The organism is candidate division WOR-3 bacterium, assembly GCA_029858255.1.
GTDB lineage: Bacteria > Hydrothermota > Tepidihabitantia > SM23-42 > SM23-42 > SM23-42.
The window spans coordinates 1-18,010 of the sequence record JAOUFJ010000012.1; the positions used below are offsets into that span (position 1 = coordinate 1).

The following is an 18,010-nucleotide window of genomic DNA, read 5'->3' on the forward strand; positions in this document are numbered from 1 at the left end:
AATGCTTACCGGGTCAGGTGGAAAAAATAGGCCGTGTTTTGTCAGTTCCTTGCCAAGTTGTTCGGTGACTATGCCGGTTTCCACGACGACCATCATGTTGTCCTTGTCGATTTCCAATATTTTCGTCATCTTCTCGAGCGATAATACGATTCCGCCGTGAGCGGGCACCGCGCCCGCCGATAGACACGTGCCTCCGCCTCGCGGAGTTACCGGAATGAGATTCTCGTGTGCTACCTGCATAACCTGAGACACCTGCTCGGTCGAAGCACATCTGACGACGGCTTCGGGCAATGAACTGTAAAGCGGGGTCTCGTCATGTGAGTAATTTTCGAGCGTATCCGGGTCTGTTAGCACGTTCGCGGAACCAACTATTTGCTTCAATCTAATGATTATTTTCTCGTCGACCTTCGCGTATTGCATTAATTCAATTATAAGCAATTTGCACTATTTTTCAAGAATGCTAGTTGATTGTGTTATGGGGTCAGGTCTTGACTATTGACAAAATCTGAGTATAGCGAAGTTCATATAAGGTGCTCTTTTCAGAAAATCTGATGAGAGTAACAGACCTTGGACACTATTGTCAATAGTCAAAACCTGACCCCAGGTCCGCATTTTCAAGTGTATGGCAGGTGCCTGTAATGGTGTCTTCAGGAAAGTGCTTGAGGTGTGATTATGACTACTTAGAGGAAATCTTGTATTTCTTTATCTTGTATCTCAGAACCCGTTCGGAAATACCGAGCTCAGATGCTGCTCTCGATTGATTGCCCCCGGCGTTGTCCAGGGCGGCTGCGATCATTTCTTTTTCGACCCTGGCTATTCTTTCGTTCAGTTGCCCGGAGATCCCGGGCTTGACGTTCTCGGCCATCGAAATAGGTAGTTCATCCTTCGTTATGTAAGCGCTGCGCGTCAGGACTATCGCCCGTTCGATGATATTCTGCAACTCTCTGATGTTGCCGGGGAAGTTGTATCTCAAGAGAACTTTCATTGCGTCATCGGTTATTCCCTTTATTTCTTTTTTTTCTGCTTCTGCATGAGCCCGTATGAAATGGTCCGTGAGAATGGTGATATCTTCACGGCGTTCACGCAGGGGTGGTATGTGGATCCTTATCACGTTGAGGCGGTAGAAGAGGTCCTGGCGGAAAGAACCTTTCTTGATCTCTTCATCGATGATCTTGTTTGTTGCACATACCAGTCTCACGTCAACCTTTATCTCTTCGTTCGAACCGAGCCTGGTGATGATTCTATCCTGCAGCACTCTTAGTAATTTGACCTGGATGCCGGGTGGTAGATCTCCGATCTCATCGAGAAATAGCGTGCCACCGGACGCGAACTCGAACTTCCCGATCCGACGCCGGTCGGCGCCGGTAAATGCACCTTTCTCGTGCCCGAAGAGCTCGGCTTCGATCAGCGTTTCCGGCAGTGCGGCAAGATGCGCCGTAACGAAGTGTTTATCTTTTCTGGGAGAGAGGTGGTGGATAGCACCAGCAACCAGTTCCTTCCCGGTACCACTCTCTCCGGTGACGATTACATTCGCGTCGCTCTTTGCCGCCCGGAAAGCGAGCGACAGGACTTCTTCCATTTTCCCGGATGCGTATATGATCTTCTCATAGCGATATCTTTCCCTGAGGGTATCCTTCAGTTCCTCGTTCTCTCGTTTCAATGCCAGTGTTTCCAGGGCATTCTTCATGGAGAGCAGGAGTTCTTCGATGTCCACGGGTTTGGTGAGATAGTGGAAAGCGCCATTCTTCATCGCGGTCACTGCATCACGGACGTTGGCGAAAGCGGTGACAATTATGACCGGGATCATTGGATTTATCTTCCTGATTTTTGTGAGAACTTCGATGCCGGGTATGTCGGGCAGACGTTGGTCGAGCAAGACGATGTCAAAACTACCCTGCTCAAACTTGGTAACGGCTTCTTCTCCGCTTTCCGCTTCCTGGACCGTATAGTCTTTTCTTTCGAGCGCTCGTCTCAGGAGTATTCGCTGATTCTTTTCGTCTTCAACGATGAGTATGTTTGTGCGGTTCATCATGCGTTCAATACTATTCTGAAACGTGTACGCTCATCGCTTTCAATTGTGATCCGACCGTCGTGCAGCTCGATGATCCGCTTCGTTAGATATAGACCTATGCCGCTTTGACCTTTTTTCGAGAAGAATGGAGTGAAAATGTCATTTTTTATTGAAGGTTCGATTCCCTTGCCGTCGTCGGTGCATACTAAGTGAATTTCCCGACCCTTCCTATTTGCGGTGACTTCGATCTTCTTTGCCCCGGCCTCAATGCTGTTGTTTATTATATTAGAAATGGCGGTTACCAGCAACGAACGATTGCCGTGACAGATGAGTCGTGGTTCGACATCTGCTATGATTTTCACTGAACTTGTTTTGAGCGCGTGATCGAGCAGGGCGATAGATTCTCTTACCAGTTCGCTCACTTCGATCTCCTCTTTCTTGATCTCCCGTGTTCCAAGCAGGCGTAATGAATCCATTATCGATCTCATTCTTGCTGTCTCGTCCAGTAATACACCTTTATTTTCTTTGTCCATGCCGTCGGCCAGCAATGAGAGGGTGTTTAGTGAGTTTCTGAATTCATGGGCGAAGCCAGTTGACAGTGCGCCGACTTCCTTTAGCCGGTTTATTTCCCGTTCCTTCATCAACCTGAAACGCTCGGATTTCGTGTAACTGATAAGCAGAACAGCCTCCAGTAATATGAAGACGAGCACGGTGAGGAGAAGGAAGATGTTATTGGTTCGTTGTATTCTTGTCAGTGATTCCATGTCGAAACCGGCCACGATTCGGTAATCAGAGTCGAAATCTTCGATCTGAAAGATGTTTCCCTCGGGTGTTCCTATTGTATGATATCCCGGTCCTCTGAGCGGAAGGAAATTCTCATAGAGGGTGCTGAAGAGAACAGGTGTGTTTTCTTTATCTAGGATCGCGAAGTAGCGGAGATTGGATGATGTGATGAGTGAATCAAGTATCTGCTCGATCTCGATCCCGTAGATGCCGCTCGCTTCTGCCAACAGGAGAAAATCCGTGGCGCGATCGGTTGTGTTCACCAGGAAGAACGGTTTGTCGTCGAGGAATATAAGCGTGTTCGCATTCTTGCCTTGCAGATTTCTCCGGTAGAAATTGATGATCTCGCTCTCTGTTCCAGTGAACTCAGTCGCGCCGGTAATGCGTTTTCCTTGTATTATCCAAATGCCCTTGATTTCTTCGTCTCTTTGAGTCTGTAGCAGCTGTGTTTGATCAAATCCTGTTTCGATGATCCTGTCACGCAGGTTCTGAATGACAGTTGTTTCGATCTCCTTCTCCTGTTTGAACAGGTAATCGACCATCGACGAAAGGAGATAGAAGGAATTTGTTGAACTTTCCCGAAAAGTTCGTTCGAGACTGCGATTCGTGAACAGTACGGTCAGCAGGGCAAAAATCAACGCGCAGGCAAAAATGAATATGAGAATCAGATTCCTAACCTTCATTCCTGCCTATTATATACAAGGTTGTCAGAAAATCAATTCAAATATCAGCTCGAGGTCATTCTTCACAAAATCGAAGTCATTGACCGTTGATGAGTTAAACAGAGTGCTTGCCTTTACGTAGAAGACGAGTGTGCTGCTCACAAACTTCGTATATTGCAGCGATACATTTACGCCCTCATCTTCTCTGTCCATTCCTTCCATATCGTAGAAACGCTTGCGGAAGAGATGAGCCCGGGTTTCAATGAAAGCTTGTTGTTTTATGAAGGCTTTTGTGGCGTACAGACCGAGTTCATATTTCTCATTGATATTTTCTTCCTCAAAGAATGGATCGTCTACATACTGGATAGGTGTTATGTACTCGGTGTCGGGATACGAAACTTCGTTAAAGGCGAACCAGACGGCGAGCGAGAGATCTATCGTCAGTGGGAAATAAAGTTGTGCCTCGGCAATATAGAACGGGACGGCTTCTTCGCCGTATATCCTGAATCCGCCCTCGAATTTAGGAGTAAAATATGTGTATGGCAAGGGAATTCTGATTGCGGCTTTCAGGCGCGGTTCGTAGTAACTTCTTATGAGGTCCGAATAGAAATATTTGTACCTCACACGTGCATCGGGTGAGAAGAGGAAATTTCCTAAATACACGTTCAGTGAATCTCCACCAATGATATCGACAAGATTGTATAGGGAGTACGAGGGGGCATAGAAGCTGTACAATCCGGCATATAAAGTCGTCTTGTTGCCTACCCCGCGCAGGAGAAGCTTCTTTGCCAACCCGACGTTGTTTGCCATGTAAAAGTTTGTGGGATCGAAGTCTATTAATGAGAAATCGCCGTTGTAGTTGAGGGTGACGAAATCTTCATTCAAAACATAGGGTCTCAGGCTGGCAATCTGCCCGCCACCGCTCAGATCGAACCCGTTGATGTTGTTGGTGAGATTGTAGGCGAACGAAACACCCTCAATGCTATATGAGTAGATAAAAAGAGGGAGGAGCAATAATATTGCTCCTCCCTTGCTGAGGATCTTACTGTCTTCCCTGACCACGACCTATTTGCTCATCCTGACAGCATGGTCTGCCTTGGTCTTTGTGCATACCCTTCAATTTTCCACACCAATCAGGAAATCCCTGGGCATTCCTCAAGGCGATTTCCAGGTTTGTCCTGAGGTTTCTCATCTCTCGTGCCATGATCATCGTCTCGCCTTTATCTTTGACCGTTGAGCCTCTCACTTCGAGCTCGTCACCCACGCGCACCATGCTTCTGAGATACCATTCTGGCGCTAATCGGACTCTGACAAGTTCTCCGTTCTGTGCTTTTACCATCGCTTCCATTGTTTCGGATGTTTCATCGATATAGAGATCAGTGACGTCGCCTTCGACCGTTTCTTCGGTTCGCGGGTCGTAGAGATGGTTCTCCGCTTGTAGTCTTGTTCTCAACCACAGCGGTTGGTAGTCTACGCTGCGGATCTCAGATGTGACGTTGTTACAGATCATCTCACGGACACGGATTTTACTGGCTTCCAGATATCTGCCGCGTACAGTGACTTCATCCCCTACTTCGACGTCGCTTTCAATATACCATTCCGGTCCCAGCTCCAGCATGATCCGTTCCTGGGTTCTTGTCCGTATCTGAGCCTGCAGGATCGTGTAACCCGCGTCTTCATCTGTAACCTCATCGATGTTTATGACTTCTCCGGTAACTTCGATTTCCTGAGCAAAAAGAAATGTGAGACCTGCGAGAAGCACTATAAGAATTTTCGGAAAGTTCCTCATGCATACCTCCTTCATACCCTATTATATTAGCAATACGTATGCCAGTAAAACTCTCTATATTTAATGACTTTTCTTAAGGATTTACGACAATTGTGTAATGTTCGACAAAATTGTCGGAAAACATCTCACCCAATCTGTCATTGACTTTGTTCAAGGCCACATTACAATGTAAGAGCAGAAGGAGGGAATATGCGCTTTAAGTTCATGATAGCTATTGTCATGACTGTCGTTTCTGTAGTTTTATTCGAAAGCCGTTGCCAGGGCGAGAAAGAATTTGTTGTCAAATATTTTCCGGTAGAAGTCGGCAACTGGTGGGAGCATGAGTACAGGTTCTTGGTTGTTGAGTATGATACGGTCACCAATGATACGTTTGAGAATCTCTTCGTTGAAAGCCGACATGATGAAATCACTGGTACCAATACTGTGGCAGGCTGGTCTTGTTATCGGTTCCATGAGACGTTGCACCATACCACACAATGGTTTGCCCATCCAGATAGCGCTCTGTTATGTATCGCCGCGCTGACCGATAATATCCCCGGGTTTGTCGAGGGGTCATCCAGAGATATAATCTATCTTCTTCACGGTGCGATATTTCGGACGGCAAGTGCATTGGCCTCTTACATGAAAAACATGACTTCGGGCCTATCGCGGAATCTTGATGCCGATACTGTGTATTTGATACCACCGCATAAATACTTTGTTTATCCCATGAGCATAGGCACCAGCTGGGTCATGATGACCGAGCCGTGGTATGAAGAACGGGAGGTGGTTGCTGCCGAATCGGTTACGGTCGGTGCCGGCACTTTTTATACGCTCAAGCTGCGTGTAGTTACTGATTTAGGAAGCGAAGATGAACGGTACATCTGGATCGGTGAAGAAGGGATGATTAAAGACAGCATATATTCACGGGGTGTGGCTACAAATGTAGTCGGTGATACTATCGGTTATTTCGATGTTTATACAATGTATGAGTTGTTGTCGTTAAACCTGGAATGACCTTTATTCAGTCGACATGGATCATGCATTTTTACGTTGAAATCATCGCTGTTTTGTATATCATATATATTAATGTAGATACTCATAAAGGATAAAGATCGCAGGATCGTGGAAGTAGCCTAACGGACCGGCGCAGTCCACGGGCACGAAAGGAGTTATGGTATATGAAAAACCGAGCACCGCACAAATGGTTGCTGGTTACCATGCTATTGTTGGCCGCATTTTGTCATGCCGATTGGACGCGAGATACTGTTGGTATCTATACGAGATACTATGAGGTGAAGGTTGGCGATGGCCGGAACGATAATGTGGAGCGTATTTATTGCTGCTGTTACAACGGGCATGTCGTCGAATGGTCGTTTGAAGGAAACGACTGGGTGATGGTGGATTGTGGTTCTGTACCACCAAGCGCTGATTACCGGCTGATAAGTCTGTGTATTGGAGATGGCAGGCGAGACGGGATCAATCGAATCTACAGTGCTTGCGCTGATGGGTATATTTATGAATTCTCGTACGATAGCGGCATGTGGTTCATGGACCGGCTGAGTCCGGCCGGTGTATTCTATGCGGGGCAGGTTATTGGCCAGCCAAGAAACGATGATACGATTCGTGTTTGTGCTGGTGGTTGGAACACTCCGGTTCGTGAATATACCTGGAACGGTTCAGACTGGGAGTCGCTTGATGTAAGCTCGGGTAATAGGTATGTCTGGCCGCTCGACATTGCGCAAGGTAGAAATGATGGAGTCTACCGTATCTATGCTCCCGATTGGTACCTATACTACCTGAGGGAGTATTCCTGGAATGGCAGTGGGTATGACGAGCTGACCATCAGCGCACCCCAACGATTGGTCAAGGCCGTCGTGGGTCATGGCAGAAACGACGGTATGAACCGCGTGTACGCTTCGGGAATGTTGGGACACGTTCATGAATATACCTACGACGCCAATAACTGGCAGAGCGTCGATATCCATCCTACTGCACCTCTACGGTCGCGCTACGGCCTTTGTTTTGGCCAGACAAAGAGCGATGGTGTATTGAGACTGTACTCGGTCGCCCAAGGTGGTGACATCCGTGAACATGCCTGGGATGGTGCTGCGTGGGTCGATACGATCATCGATGCAATCTCGGGTGCAACAGTTGATATAGCGGTCGGCCGAGGCAGAAATGATGATACGATGAGAGTGTACGTGACGAGCGCGACCGGCATCTTGTATGAGTTTACGAATACCTCACCCTATGTCGGCTTGGAGGATCTGAAACAGGAGCAGATCGGTATTTCGCTTAGCTTTCATCCCAATCCCTTCGCCTATCTCTCCACGATCAAATATAGTATTCCGAGAAGCGGCTGGGTCAGTATCACGGTGCATAATAGTCTGGGTGTTGAAGTTTCCAGACTGTTAGATAAATACGACGATGCGGGTAGTCATATTTTGCATTGTGATATGTATGATAAATACGGTATGAGGCTGCCGGCTGGTGTGTACTTCTGCCGGCTGAAAATGGAGGGTGAAGAAATCGTTGAAAAGATCATACGGGTGAATTGAGGTATACTGTTATGATGGCTTCTTTCATATTAGTGACAGTGTTCTTGTTCAATCAGGGCGATTTTCCGATCTGCCAGGCAGGCGATGTTCAAGCTACGCCAGAGGTCGTTTTTGCCGATAGCCTCTTCTATGTTTTCTGGACCGACTTCAGGTACAGCAGCGTTGACACCTATTCTGTATACGTTGCTCGTATTGCTTTGGACGGGACGGTGCTTGACCCGGATGGAAGGGAAATCTTTGCGAACAAGGCGGAAACACGCCCTGCCGCTGCCTTCGACGGGACGAACCTTCTTGTAGCATTGCAGGACAGCTGCTGAACGAGCGGTAATATCATAGGAGTGGGTCTCACTCCTTCGTGTGACATCATACAGACATTTATTATTTCAAACGCAGAAAACATCCAGGAATTGCCAGATATTTGCTATGGTCTTGGTAACTATGTCGTGGTTTGGACTGATTTCCGGGATGGAGTTGACAGAATGGTCAGGGCAGCGCGTGTTACACCTCAGTGGGTGGTGCTGGATACAGGTTATGTAGTATGGTCGAATTCGATCTATCAAATCACACCGGTGATAGCTTTCGATGGTGCAAGATATCTCACCGTTTGGCAAAATCTTGCCGAGCCGTTTGGTATTCATTGCCGTTTCATTGGTGCGGACGGATCGCCCCAAAACCCGGGTATCACGATTTCATCTGCGCCGAGTGCGACCAACCCCAGGATCTGTTACGACGGTGTGAATTACCTGGTAGTGTGGCAAGAGTACACAACGACAAATAACATTATGGGTCAGTTCGTATCACCCGGCGGTTCGCTGATAGGGGAAGCCTTCGTTATCACTTCTGGTCCTGAGAATCACGTATCGCCCGCTCTGTGCCATGACGGCAATCGATTTCTTGTCATCTGGTCCGAGACACAGATATGGGCACAGTTTTTATCCGGCACGGGTAGTTTGATCGGCGCGGCGTTCCCGATCTCAAGCGCGGTTTACGAGCAAGTTGCTCCTGATGTTTATTTCGGGAGTAGCAAATTCCTGGCGATCTGGAGCGAATTCCGTACTGATTATGACATCTATGGCAATTTAGATGCACAGGTCGGCGTAGATAATTCGAATTACCATGTTCCTGCCGGTCAAAAAATCTATCCTGACAGAACGGTCTTTGTTGACAGAGTTAATGTCATTGGTGGCCGTGGCAAGAAGATATCTATTTTCGACATCCTTGGTAAGAAAGTTGCGGAGACCAGGAATGGTATGTGGGAAGCGAGTTTTTTTTCTTCAGGTGTTTATTTCTTGGCAGTAGATGGACAGGTAATGAGAGTAGTAAAGGTGAAGTGATTTTTTGTGAGTTTTGCAATCCGATCATTTCGTCAATAAATACTAGGGAGGAGATACAATGCAAAGTGTTGTATACTTATCGGCAAGATTGAAGTGTGATGTCAACAAGGCTTTTGAGATGTTCACGGAAAACGACAATCTCCAGTCCTGGCTGACAAATATTGCAGATGTCGAACCAAGAGTGGGTGGCAGGTACGAATTGTTCTGGGATCCTAATAATAGAGAGAATAACAGCACAATTGGGTGCAAGGTAACGCTTTTTGAAGAGAACAAGTTGATTGCCTTCGAGTGGAAGGGACCGCCGCAATTCAAAGATTTCATGAATACCGCGGTTCCACTGACACATGTGGTGGTTTTCTTCATACCCTGTGGTTATGCCGTTGCTGGTGTTTGTACGGAAGTGCACCTTATACATGCAGGTTGGGGAGATTCGCCTGAGTGGCAGAAGGCCAAATCATACTTTGACACAGCATGGTCAATTGCTTTCAAAAATCTCGAAGGATTATTCGCAAATAACAAATAATGAAGGATCCCAGATATCATGATTGGTTGCTCGAGAACGGTGGCCCGGTCATTCGGTATCTTACGGCGCTCGAGCAAGAAGGATTCAAAACAGCAAACACGCTGCGTTTACAGCACGACCTGCTGAAATCCGAACAAGTGAAGTACTGGATGAAAAATATTACCGGCCGCACTGGATTCAATGATATCCACGGCAGCCGTGATGCATGTTTTGAGAATGCCATGGGCAAACTCACCCTCTATGGTCTGCGCAAGGGTATGGGTGATTTTGACTCTAGATGTGCTCCCTATCTTGCCTGGCTTCAGAGAAGTATGAATAAGAATAAACCGAACATCATATTTGTTTTCCATCAGACTGTCGTGGCCGCATGGCTCGCTGTTGGTGGGTTTCTCTCTGAGCAACCCGTCTTAGATTTTGTCCTTCGCAGGCTCGGTGCTATCTACGATTTTGTCAAAGACAAAGATTTTTCCATTTATGTCGATAAATCCAGATTCAAACGTGTTCCAGCAGTGTTCGATAGATATCCTCTTATCAATCCAGACTTGTACACTGATGGGAATTTCTTGTTGCCCTGGATTCACGATATCTTCGCCTTCGGCGCACTTCAAGTATATATGAATGATGACGAGGTCAGCGAACGCATAGATTATGTAATATCCTATTTATTGGATAGGCGCTACCAGCAGTTCCATGAGGGATACGGTATTGTACTCAACGAGAATTGTCATTATAATGTCATGGGGTGGGACGTCTGGTTGCCTTGTTATGATGGTCTGCATAAGAATCCTTTCAACAAAGGATGCCTGGTGCAGAGGCTCGAACTTATGTCCCATTTTAAGACCGGACGGTCGAGCAAGTGGTTTGTGGAGAATCTGAAAATGCTTGAGGATTTCGAGAATCATTCCTGCAGGTATGTAATACCGAAGAACTATATCAGTGAGAAGAAAAATTCATATTTCGTTACGGGCGCTCACATGGGGTTGGGTGAAAACCGCCGCCGGAGAGTAGCATTGGAAATCGAATCTAGTTTCTGGATGTTGGGAATAATGAAAAACAAGGTAGAAAAGGATATGACAAAATGAGAATGAATCCCGGGATCTTATTAGTGACTATCCTCTTCTTCTTTACTTTTACCATGCTGGCGGGTGAGTCTGTTGAATTGACGACGGCGGAGATAGAAGTTCAATATAACCGTATGAGAGACCTATCTATTGATGAGTCTAATGTGATAGAAGTCAACGGTTGCTTGATCAACAAGGATGTTGCAGAGTTTGAGTTGAAATCCGGCCATATCTATTTTTTCGCCCCGGTTTTTGATAATGTTGTTGCGGCCTATTTCGAAGGTTCGGGTAATTTTCGCCTGTCTACTGATGACCCGATCGAAAAGCAGCAAGTCTTGCGTTTTACAGGTAAGGAGCATGTTGACCTGGAATTCGAAGAAGCGCTTTTCTTCTTTACCGATGACACCTACGAAAAAATTCGAAGCCTCCAGAAAGTTACGAGTATGAGTATCCCTGATTCGATTCAGAATATTATACACCTGTTCCGGCAAAAAATTCGTGGGCGGTTTCCATGGAATTTTGATGCACGTGTTATCGCCGAGTTTCTCAATGCACGAGAACGGCATTTTTTCGGCGCCTTCCTTGAAGGTATGGACGGTGACGAGTTCTTATATCTCATTGACCCGATGGATGAGGAGGAAGTGACGCTTTTCCGGTATGAAAAGATCAAATTTTCAAAGCGTGCTCAGGTTGAAACATGGTACAGCTCCAGACCCATAATACCGTTTCCACGGGCGAGGCCTACATTTGATGTTGAACAGCTCCAAATGGATGTCGAAATAGAAGGAAATCAAAGGCTCGTGGTAGATGCAAAAATGCGCTTCACATGTTTGCTTGATCAAGCCCGAATCATGCCAGTATACCTGGATGAAGCGCTGCGTGTCGAAACTGCGATCCTCGGGAATCATGATACATGTCTGGTCATCCAGGAAGAGGAAAAGGAGGATGCTCAGCTGTGGATTGTATTTCCTTTTGACCTGCAAAAAGGTGAACGATACGATCTGACCCTGGCGTATGGCGGCGAAGGATTGATCAATGATATTGGCGGTGATAATTTCAGTATTGGCGGACGCATTGCATGGTTTCCCAGTGTCTATACGAATATCTTCGACCCCAGGCATTTCCTGATCACATTCGCCGTTCCTCAAAAAAGGACATTACTCAGCACCGGCAAACTAGTGCGAACGTGGACAGAAGGGAACCTCGTTTATTCAATGTGGGATAGTGAGATCGAATACATGTTAGCCGGGTTCAATTATGGAAAATTTTCGGCGGTAACCCAGCAAAGCTCGCTTTGTGATATTACCTGCTATACCAACGAGAAATCGTCCGATGCATTACTCATTGTCCGAAGAACCCTCGAAGAGAATCGTGATCTACAGGCAGAGTTGATGTTGATGCCTCAAGAGTTGACCACAGATGGGATTGGTAAGAATGCGGCCATTGAGAGCCGTAACGCCTACGAGGTTTTCCATCATTTTTTCGGCGAAATCCCCATTCGTTCTATAAATATATCCCAGCAGCCGCAAGTTTCTTTTGCCGCCAGTTGGCCTGCATTGATCTTTTTGCCGTTCACCGCATTCTTTGATGAATCGGTAAGGCAGCGGTTGTTTGAGCCGGTTATCGGGCTACGTTGGTACGGGGAATGGGAATCGTACCACGAAGGCGTTGCTTCGCACGAAATGGCGCACCAATGGTGGGCGCATTCCGTAATGACCGCCTCATATCATGATACCTGGCTTAACGAGGGTTTTGCCACCTATTCAGAAGCATTACACCTGCTTATGACGAAGGGTACGGATGCCTTCAAGAAATACATGAGGATTTTGCGGCGTCAGGTATACTCTGACATTGGTGGGGGCAAGAGTCTTTCTGAACTCGGTCCAGTGTGGTTGGGTATTCGGTTGAGTTCATTCGATGCCCCGCAAGGATATTATCTCACATATGTTAAAGGTGCGTACATTTTGCACATGCTGAGGATGATGCTCTTTGACTATGATAAGAAAAATGATGAACGATTCATCAAAATGATGAAAGACTACGTTCGTACCTATACAGGCAAGGTTGTCACGACTCTGGATTTCAAGAATATTGTTGAAAAACACTTTGATAGAAACATGGATTGGTTCTTTGATCAATGGGTATATGGCAGCGATATTCCTGTTTACGAATTCAAATACGAAGTTGAGGAAACTGATGGCGAATACTATGTAACGATCTACGTTCAGCAGAGTGGGGTTTCACCATCCTTCGAAATGCTGGTGCCGTTTCTCGTTAACTTCGAAAAGGAACATGCTGTAGTGAAGGTCATTGCCAAAGGTACAGATGTGGTTGCCAAGAAATTCCACTTGCCGCGAAAACCTGTGTCTATCGAGGCGAATCCGCTTAATGCTGTGTTGTGCGTAATCGTTGAATAGGGTGTGAGAAAGACGGTGCGGAGCACGAGATTGACATATCCGAGAGCATGAATAGAATTTTTGAAGGAAAGCAATGAAGATATTTAAGATCGTCTTGATAATACTCGCTGCGGGTATTGTGTTATTGATGGCGCTGTTCGCCATATACCTCCTGCTTAACAGGCAAGGTGTTGTCGAATCCTATGATGTTGGTGAGCCCGAGACAGGTAACCGCCTGCTGATTGTTAGTCAGGGCAGTGAGTTTAAGAATGCTTTGGTCGAAAGCGTGATCACACACCTCGCCGATGAATCTTTGTATGTGTGCGTGATCGATGTCAGCGGCTTGGAGGAGATCAATGAGGATGAGTGGGATGCAATTTTGATATTACATACTACGGAACAATGGAAGCTACAACCTGACGTGAAAAAATATCTCGACCGTGCGCGGAACCTTGACAGGGTGGTTGTCATAACGACATCGGGCTCAGGTGAGTGGAAAAGCGATGAGTATGCGGTTGATGTTATGACATCTGCGTCTAAAAAAGAAGAGTTACGCGCGTTGACCGATAACATTGTACTCAAGCTCAAGGCAATTCTGAAATGAAAACAGTGCTCAAAGTAGCGAATCTGCTTGCCATCATCGGAACGGCATTGATGGGGGTCGTGATAATATTGATACGCGTTTCTCCTACATTCGTGCGTTTGTTCAGTTCGCGCGGGCCGATGTTGACGGTTTTGGCATTAACCGAATTGGTCTTTGCATTCTCTCTTCTGTTCTTCTTTTCGGTTCTGCATCTCTACAATGCCGACAATGGTAGAAAAATGGTGTCGCTTGGTGCAACAGTGGCTGCTTTAATTAGTACATCCTGGATGTCAGTTGTTGCAGTCTTGCACCGGTTCCCTTTCGTATGGCGCTGGGTGGCAACACGCTGGTCCGGGTTGATTGTCTCCACTACCCAAGTCATATTCACAATTCCGTTGTTGGTTTTCTTTGTTCTTTTCAGCACGGCGAACAACCGCCGTGATACCAGTCTAAGACTACGCGTGGCTTCTATCGTTGCGGTTCTTGGGACTTCTTGGTTGCTGCTCGTCTCTGGCGCGCGCATATCACCTGCAGTATGGATTTGGTTGATCGAAAAAGGTGCTGGAAGGATCATGATAATAACCGAGCCGTTTGTTGCGATTTCGTTTCTGATATTTCTTGCAGCATTTTTTGTTGAACCCGATGGTTAGCAAGTATGAAGACCGGTCCAGATATTGTTTGAATTGAGAGAGGAGTAAGCTTGTGACAAGGACGAAACTGAATTTGCCTGATAGGTTCGATTTCTCTACTGAGATGCCTGTGCGTATCGAAAATATAAATTACGGGGGGCATTTGGGGAATGACTCGTTGCTGTCGCTCATTCACGAGGCACGGTTAAGATTTCTGAAGGCAAATGGATTTACCGAGGCGGATATTGGCGGTGTGGGCATTATCATGGTAGACACGGTCGTCATCTACAAATCGGAGAGTTTCCATGGAGACGTTCTCAGATTCGAAGTTGCTGTCGGCAATATAGGCAATACAGGCTGCGATTTTTTCTTTAGGATAACGAACAGTGCAACTAAAAGGGATGTTGCTCATGCTAAGACCGGTGTTGTATTTTTTGACTACCACACTAGAAAGGTTGCACCTGCACCACGTAAATTCGCAGAACAATTTAGGGAGAAACCGTAGCATAACAGCACCGGTCTCTTTGGTGCATGGTTGGAGGTATGAATGAAGGTAGTCTATGTCAATAGTCTTGCCGCCACATTGGATGCGCTCAACGAAGTATTCGTCATGGGTCGATCACTTTCACGGACCGACCGTGCGAAAGCTATAGAGTGGATAGCCGGCAGGCAGGGATTGAAGGGTGCTTACCGTGGCATGTTTGCACCGACTCAGCTTGATTACCGTAGGGGGATCACGGTCTTCACGGGAGAGAGAGTGGTATCAAGCGCTGCTATCGGTCACATCCTTGGTGAAGAAGCGAGCCGCGCGTTGATCATGCTTGATGGTAGTTCAACGATTGTTCAAGAGGCACTGAAAAGATCCAACAGGGGAATGATCAGGGCATTGATGAGTTGCGAGACGCCTGCTCGTGTGAGGGGTTTCTACTGCTGTGGTATCTGCACGGCGTCTTTGTGGCGCCATCTGGCAGTTGGTGGTCTAAGCAAGTCGAAAAGACGGCTTCACGTTGGGCTGAAAGTCCTCCGTAAGTATCGTGATGGTACTGGTAAATGGCGGCGCTTTCCATTCTACTATACGTTGCTGGCCCTCAGTGAGATCGAGCACAAACTAGCACTGGATGAATTGAGGTATGCCGCGCCACTTTGTGAACGCTACATAAAGCGCTATAAGGCCAAGAATAAGATCGCCACACGCCGGCGTCTGTTGATGCAACGCGTCCTGGCAAAGTGCTGATCATAAAGCGTTATCATGTTTCATAAAATACCAGATCAGGTCAAGACAAGGATGGGCTATCTCGAGGATTTGGATAGACAGCACAGGAGTGAAGGCGCACCTTCCAATATCCGGCTCAGGCAGGTGCCGAGGGAGACCGGTAAGTTCCTTGCGATCATGGCATCGCTGGCGCCTGCGGGAACCTATCTCGAGATCGGCACAAGCGGCGGTTATTCGGCTTTGTGGCTGGCTCTTGCGTGCAGGGAACTTGGAAGAAAGTTGATCACCTTCGAGATATTGCCGCAAAAGGTAGACATTGCGCGCGAGACGTTTCGCGCTGCCGAAGTTGAGGATGTGGTAGAACTCATCCCGGGCGATGCTCGTGAGTATCTGGATAATTGCAGCGATATTTCTTTCTGTTTTCTTGATGCTGAAAAGGAAATGTATAGAGAATGTTATGAGAAAATAATCCCGAATATGGTTGAGCATGGAATCCTCATTGCCGATAATGTGATCAGTCACAAGGATGTGCTGAAGGATATGGTCGAACACGCTTTGAGCGATCGACGCGTTGATACGGTGGTCGTTCCAATCGGCAGCGGGCTTCTTTTATGCGTGAAGAGACGACAATGAGTGAGAAATTTATCAGTGAATTAATTGAACCAGTCAGAGGAACGTTCGATACAAAAGCCATGTCCCGTGGCGAGCCGGGATTGCCTTCAAGATTTTTATGGCGTAAATCAGAGTACATAATCGCCGAAGTCGTCCACAAATGGAAGGAAACATCTCCATGCAGGAGCGGGAGCAAAGAGAAATATGTCCGCAAACACTGGTACGAAATAAGAACCACCAGTGATTTGAACATGAAGATATATTTCGAACGTAGATCAATGCCGAAAGGACAGGCGAAAAAGAGGTGGTGGCTCTATTCGGTATTGGGTCAATAGAGGGAGGATTTGCATGAACGGCATTAAGAGTGTATTGTCTTCGGTGAATATCTTTTGTGTTTGGGTGATTTTGCTGAGCACGGGATCATTGGTAAGGGCTCAGTGGGAAAATCCTGTAGTCGATACGATCACCAATACCCAAATCCGAAAAGAAACAACACTGCAGTCACTGTGTGTTGACGACTCGGATTTCGTACATCTCGTCTGGAAACATCAGGTGACAGGGGGCTGGCGCATATTTTACTGCACGAACAGCCCGGCAGGGATGTGGGGCGAGGTGCAAGTGGTTGGTGATTCGATGGAAGTTGCCTTTGACCCGGCAGTGGCATGGTCATCCGGCGTTGGGGTACCATTTGTAGTTTACGAACAGAACTCGGAGATTTACTCTGCATATCCTTCCGGCGGGGCATGGGATATAGTGCCTATTACCATCAACGTACGGTTCGATCGTTCGCCGACGATCGCCGTCGATGCTTGGTTACCGCATGCGGCATGGATCACTGACGATTCGGTCACCGGCGATTACAAGATCGCGTATGCTTCAAGTTACTTTGCAGGACCCTACCTGGGTTGGTTTGTTGAGACCCTGACGGGCAGCTATCTTGGCCCGTATGGCACCGGTGCTTCACCTTTTATCGCGGTCACCCCGGAGGGCGTTGCGCACGTCGTTTACCGCGGCGGCGACTACGGTAATTACCATATACACCACGCTTGGAAGAGCGCGCCGACCGATACCATCTGGAATTACGAGATTTTGTACAGCGGCAATGCCAATGATTTCTCTGCGGCGATGGTGATCGAAGAAGACGGTGATCTCCACCTGGCAGTGAGCGGCAATGATGGATGGGGATTTCCGGGCCGGGTGTACTATTTCTACAAGCCTTATGGTCAGGCATGGCAGCAGTATGAGCTGGCATCGCTGGCCAGCAGTGCGGCCGAACCCTCTCTCGACGTCGATGAGAACGGAAACCCGCACATTGTTTGGATGGAGACGAGTGGTAATTTCTATACTGGTAATATCTACTATTCGGGTAAAGATTCCACCGGCGCCTGGCAGGTTAGCACGGTCATCGGCGGTGATCATTTTGTTCCTTCGTTTCAGATCGATCAACAGGGATACGGACACGTTGCCTGCCACACAGGAGGTAATACGAGTATCTATGATATCTATCATGTGAAAAGCAGCAGTGTGTTGACGTGCGTCGAGGAATTCGAAGATCCGGCGGGCAAAAGTGCTTCCGGATATATACTAAGTAGTGTTCCGAATCCTGTTCGAACCCGTGCTGAAATATCCTACTGTATCACTGAACCGGGTCATGTGACGATCAAAGTCTACAATAGTATTGGAGAAGAAATCGCTGAGCTGGTGAACGAATCTCGAGCATGTGGCAACCACAGTGTTGTCTGGCATCCGGAGGACCTGAGCGCAGGCATATATTTCTTTCATCTGGTAACCGGCAGATCTGAGCAAACCGGTAAATGTGTTCTGCTTCCTTAATAATCAAAAGGATAAATGGTTCTTATACTAAAGGGGGTGAG

General features: G+C 47.2%; 19 protein-coding genes. 14 read left to right on the top strand and 5 right to left on the bottom strand.

What is annotated here, in order from left to right; all coding sequences use genetic code 11:
* The 5 genes from OEV79_06640 to OEV79_06660 all read right to left on the bottom strand — a co-directional run.
* Positions 1–420, bottom strand: a 420-nt coding sequence (locus OEV79_06640) for an FAD-binding oxidoreductase (GenBank protein ID MDH4211110.1), incomplete at its 3' end; no start/stop codon positions are given.
* A gap of 256 nt (positions 421–676) precedes the next feature.
* Complete coding sequence (locus tag OEV79_06645; protein ID MDH4211111.1) at positions 677–2,029, bottom strand: sigma-54 dependent transcriptional regulator; 1,353 nt, start codon at positions 2,027–2,029, stop codon at positions 677–679.
* Positions 2,029–3,477, bottom strand: coding sequence for an ATP-binding protein (locus tag OEV79_06650; protein MDH4211112.1), 1,449 nt, complete (start codon positions 3,475–3,477; stop codon positions 2,029–2,031). Before OEV79_06650 ends, OEV79_06645 begins: the two co-directional genes overlap by 1 nt.
* A 24-nt stretch (positions 3,478–3,501) precedes the next feature.
* Positions 3,502–4,518: a hypothetical protein gene (locus OEV79_06655; protein MDH4211113.1), complete on the bottom strand. Its 1,017-nt coding sequence runs from the start codon at positions 4,516–4,518 to the stop codon at positions 3,502–3,504.
* Positions 4,499–5,245 carry a hypothetical protein gene (locus tag OEV79_06660; protein ID MDH4211114.1) on the bottom strand — a complete coding sequence of 249 codons (747 nt, stop codon included), beginning with the start codon at positions 5,243–5,245 and terminating at the stop codon, positions 4,499–4,501. The genes OEV79_06655 and OEV79_06660 overlap by 20 nt, the downstream gene beginning before the upstream one ends.
* Before the next feature lie 189 nt (positions 5,246–5,434).
* Here OEV79_06660 and OEV79_06665 point away from each other — a divergent pair, with 189 nt between their 5' ends.
* The 14 genes from OEV79_06665 to OEV79_06730 all read left to right on the top strand — a co-directional run bounded on the left by OEV79_06665 (position 5,435) and on the right by OEV79_06730 (position 17,969).
* Complete coding sequence (locus OEV79_06665) at positions 5,435–6,241, top strand: hypothetical protein (protein ID MDH4211115.1); 807 nt, start codon at positions 5,435–5,437, stop codon at positions 6,239–6,241.
* Between the two features lie 164 nt (positions 6,242–6,405).
* Complete coding sequence (locus tag OEV79_06670) at positions 6,406–7,785, top strand: T9SS type A sorting domain-containing protein (GenBank protein MDH4211116.1); 1,380 nt, start codon at positions 6,406–6,408, stop codon at positions 7,783–7,785.
* A gap of 11 nt (positions 7,786–7,796) precedes the next feature.
* A complete protein-coding gene (locus OEV79_06675; GenBank protein MDH4211117.1) occupies positions 7,797–8,102 on the top strand; it encodes a hypothetical protein in 306 nt (101 codons plus the stop codon).
* A gap of 90 nt (positions 8,103–8,192) precedes the next feature.
* Positions 8,193–9,119, top strand: coding sequence for a T9SS type A sorting domain-containing protein (locus tag OEV79_06680; protein MDH4211118.1), 927 nt, complete (start codon positions 8,193–8,195; stop codon positions 9,117–9,119).
* Between the two features lie 58 nt (positions 9,120–9,177).
* Positions 9,178–9,642: an SRPBCC domain-containing protein gene (locus tag OEV79_06685; protein ID MDH4211119.1), complete on the top strand. Its 465-nt coding sequence runs from the start codon at positions 9,178–9,180 to the stop codon at positions 9,640–9,642.
* Positions 9,642–10,724 (top strand): hypothetical protein, encoded by a 1,083-nt coding sequence (locus OEV79_06690; GenBank protein ID MDH4211120.1) that lies wholly within the window; start codon positions 9,642–9,644, stop codon positions 10,722–10,724. The genes OEV79_06685 and OEV79_06690 overlap by 1 nt, the downstream gene beginning before the upstream one ends.
* Positions 10,721–13,120 (top strand): M1 family aminopeptidase, encoded by a 2,400-nt coding sequence (locus tag OEV79_06695; protein MDH4211121.1) that lies wholly within the window; start codon positions 10,721–10,723, stop codon positions 13,118–13,120. The genes OEV79_06690 and OEV79_06695 overlap by 4 nt, the downstream gene beginning before the upstream one ends.
* Before the next feature lie 73 nt (positions 13,121–13,193).
* Positions 13,194–13,703: a hypothetical protein gene (locus OEV79_06700; GenBank protein ID MDH4211122.1), complete on the top strand. Its 510-nt coding sequence runs from the start codon at positions 13,194–13,196 to the stop codon at positions 13,701–13,703.
* Positions 13,700–14,332, top strand: a complete 633-nt coding sequence (locus OEV79_06705) for a hypothetical protein (GenBank protein ID MDH4211123.1) — start codon at positions 13,700–13,702, stop codon at positions 14,330–14,332. Before OEV79_06700 ends, OEV79_06705 begins: the two co-directional genes overlap by 4 nt.
* A 52-nt stretch (positions 14,333–14,384) precedes the next feature.
* The gene (locus tag OEV79_06710; protein MDH4211124.1) at positions 14,385–14,816 is read left to right on the top strand and encodes a thioesterase family protein; all 432 of its coding nucleotides are present in this window, start codon (positions 14,385–14,387) and stop codon (positions 14,814–14,816) included.
* 42 nt (positions 14,817–14,858) lie between these two features.
* Positions 14,859–15,545 (top strand): hypothetical protein, encoded by a 687-nt coding sequence (locus tag OEV79_06715; protein MDH4211125.1) that lies wholly within the window; start codon positions 14,859–14,861, stop codon positions 15,543–15,545.
* Between the two features lie 15 nt (positions 15,546–15,560).
* Positions 15,561–16,157, top strand: coding sequence for an O-methyltransferase (locus OEV79_06720; protein MDH4211126.1), 597 nt, complete (start codon positions 15,561–15,563; stop codon positions 16,155–16,157).
* Entirely contained in the window at positions 16,154–16,471 is a 318-nt protein-coding gene (locus tag OEV79_06725) for a DUF6504 family protein (protein ID MDH4211127.1), read from the top strand. The genes OEV79_06720 and OEV79_06725 overlap by 4 nt, the downstream gene beginning before the upstream one ends.
* A gap of 13 nt (positions 16,472–16,484) precedes the next feature.
* A complete protein-coding gene (locus tag OEV79_06730; GenBank protein MDH4211128.1) occupies positions 16,485–17,969 on the top strand; it encodes a T9SS type A sorting domain-containing protein in 1,485 nt (494 codons plus the stop codon).
* The last annotated feature ends 41 nt before the right edge of the window (positions 17,970–18,010 follow it).

Coding starts and splice junctions, on each gene's coding strand:
- OEV79_06645 (MDH4211111.1), bottom strand. CDS start 2,029: ATGAACCGCACAAACATACTCATCGTTGAAGACGAAAAGAATCAGCGA.
- OEV79_06650 (MDH4211112.1), bottom strand. CDS start 3,477: ATGAAGGTTAGGAATCTGATTCTCATATTCATTTTTGCCTGCGCGTTG.
- OEV79_06660 (MDH4211114.1), bottom strand. CDS start 5,245: ATGAGGAACTTTCCGAAAATTCTTATAGTGCTTCTCGCAGGTCTCACA.
- OEV79_06665 (MDH4211115.1), top strand. CDS start 5,435: ATGCGCTTTAAGTTCATGATAGCTATTGTCATGACTGTCGTTTCTGTA.
- OEV79_06670 (MDH4211116.1), top strand. CDS start 6,406: ATGAAAAACCGAGCACCGCACAAATGGTTGCTGGTTACCATGCTATTG.
- OEV79_06675 (MDH4211117.1), top strand. CDS start 7,797: ATGATGGCTTCTTTCATATTAGTGACAGTGTTCTTGTTCAATCAGGGC.
- OEV79_06685 (MDH4211119.1), top strand. CDS start 9,178: ATGCAAAGTGTTGTATACTTATCGGCAAGATTGAAGTGTGATGTCAAC.
- OEV79_06690 (MDH4211120.1), top strand. CDS start 9,642: ATGAAGGATCCCAGATATCATGATTGGTTGCTCGAGAACGGTGGCCCG.
- OEV79_06695 (MDH4211121.1), top strand. CDS start 10,721: ATGAGAATGAATCCCGGGATCTTATTAGTGACTATCCTCTTCTTCTTT.
- OEV79_06700 (MDH4211122.1), top strand. CDS start 13,194: ATGAAGATATTTAAGATCGTCTTGATAATACTCGCTGCGGGTATTGTG.
- OEV79_06705 (MDH4211123.1), top strand. CDS start 13,700: ATGAAAACAGTGCTCAAAGTAGCGAATCTGCTTGCCATCATCGGAACG.
- OEV79_06715 (MDH4211125.1), top strand. CDS start 14,859: ATGAAGGTAGTCTATGTCAATAGTCTTGCCGCCACATTGGATGCGCTC.
- OEV79_06720 (MDH4211126.1), top strand. CDS start 15,561: ATGTTTCATAAAATACCAGATCAGGTCAAGACAAGGATGGGCTATCTC.
- OEV79_06725 (MDH4211127.1), top strand. CDS start 16,154: ATGAGTGAGAAATTTATCAGTGAATTAATTGAACCAGTCAGAGGAACG.
- OEV79_06730 (MDH4211128.1), top strand. CDS start 16,485: ATGAACGGCATTAAGAGTGTATTGTCTTCGGTGAATATCTTTTGTGTT.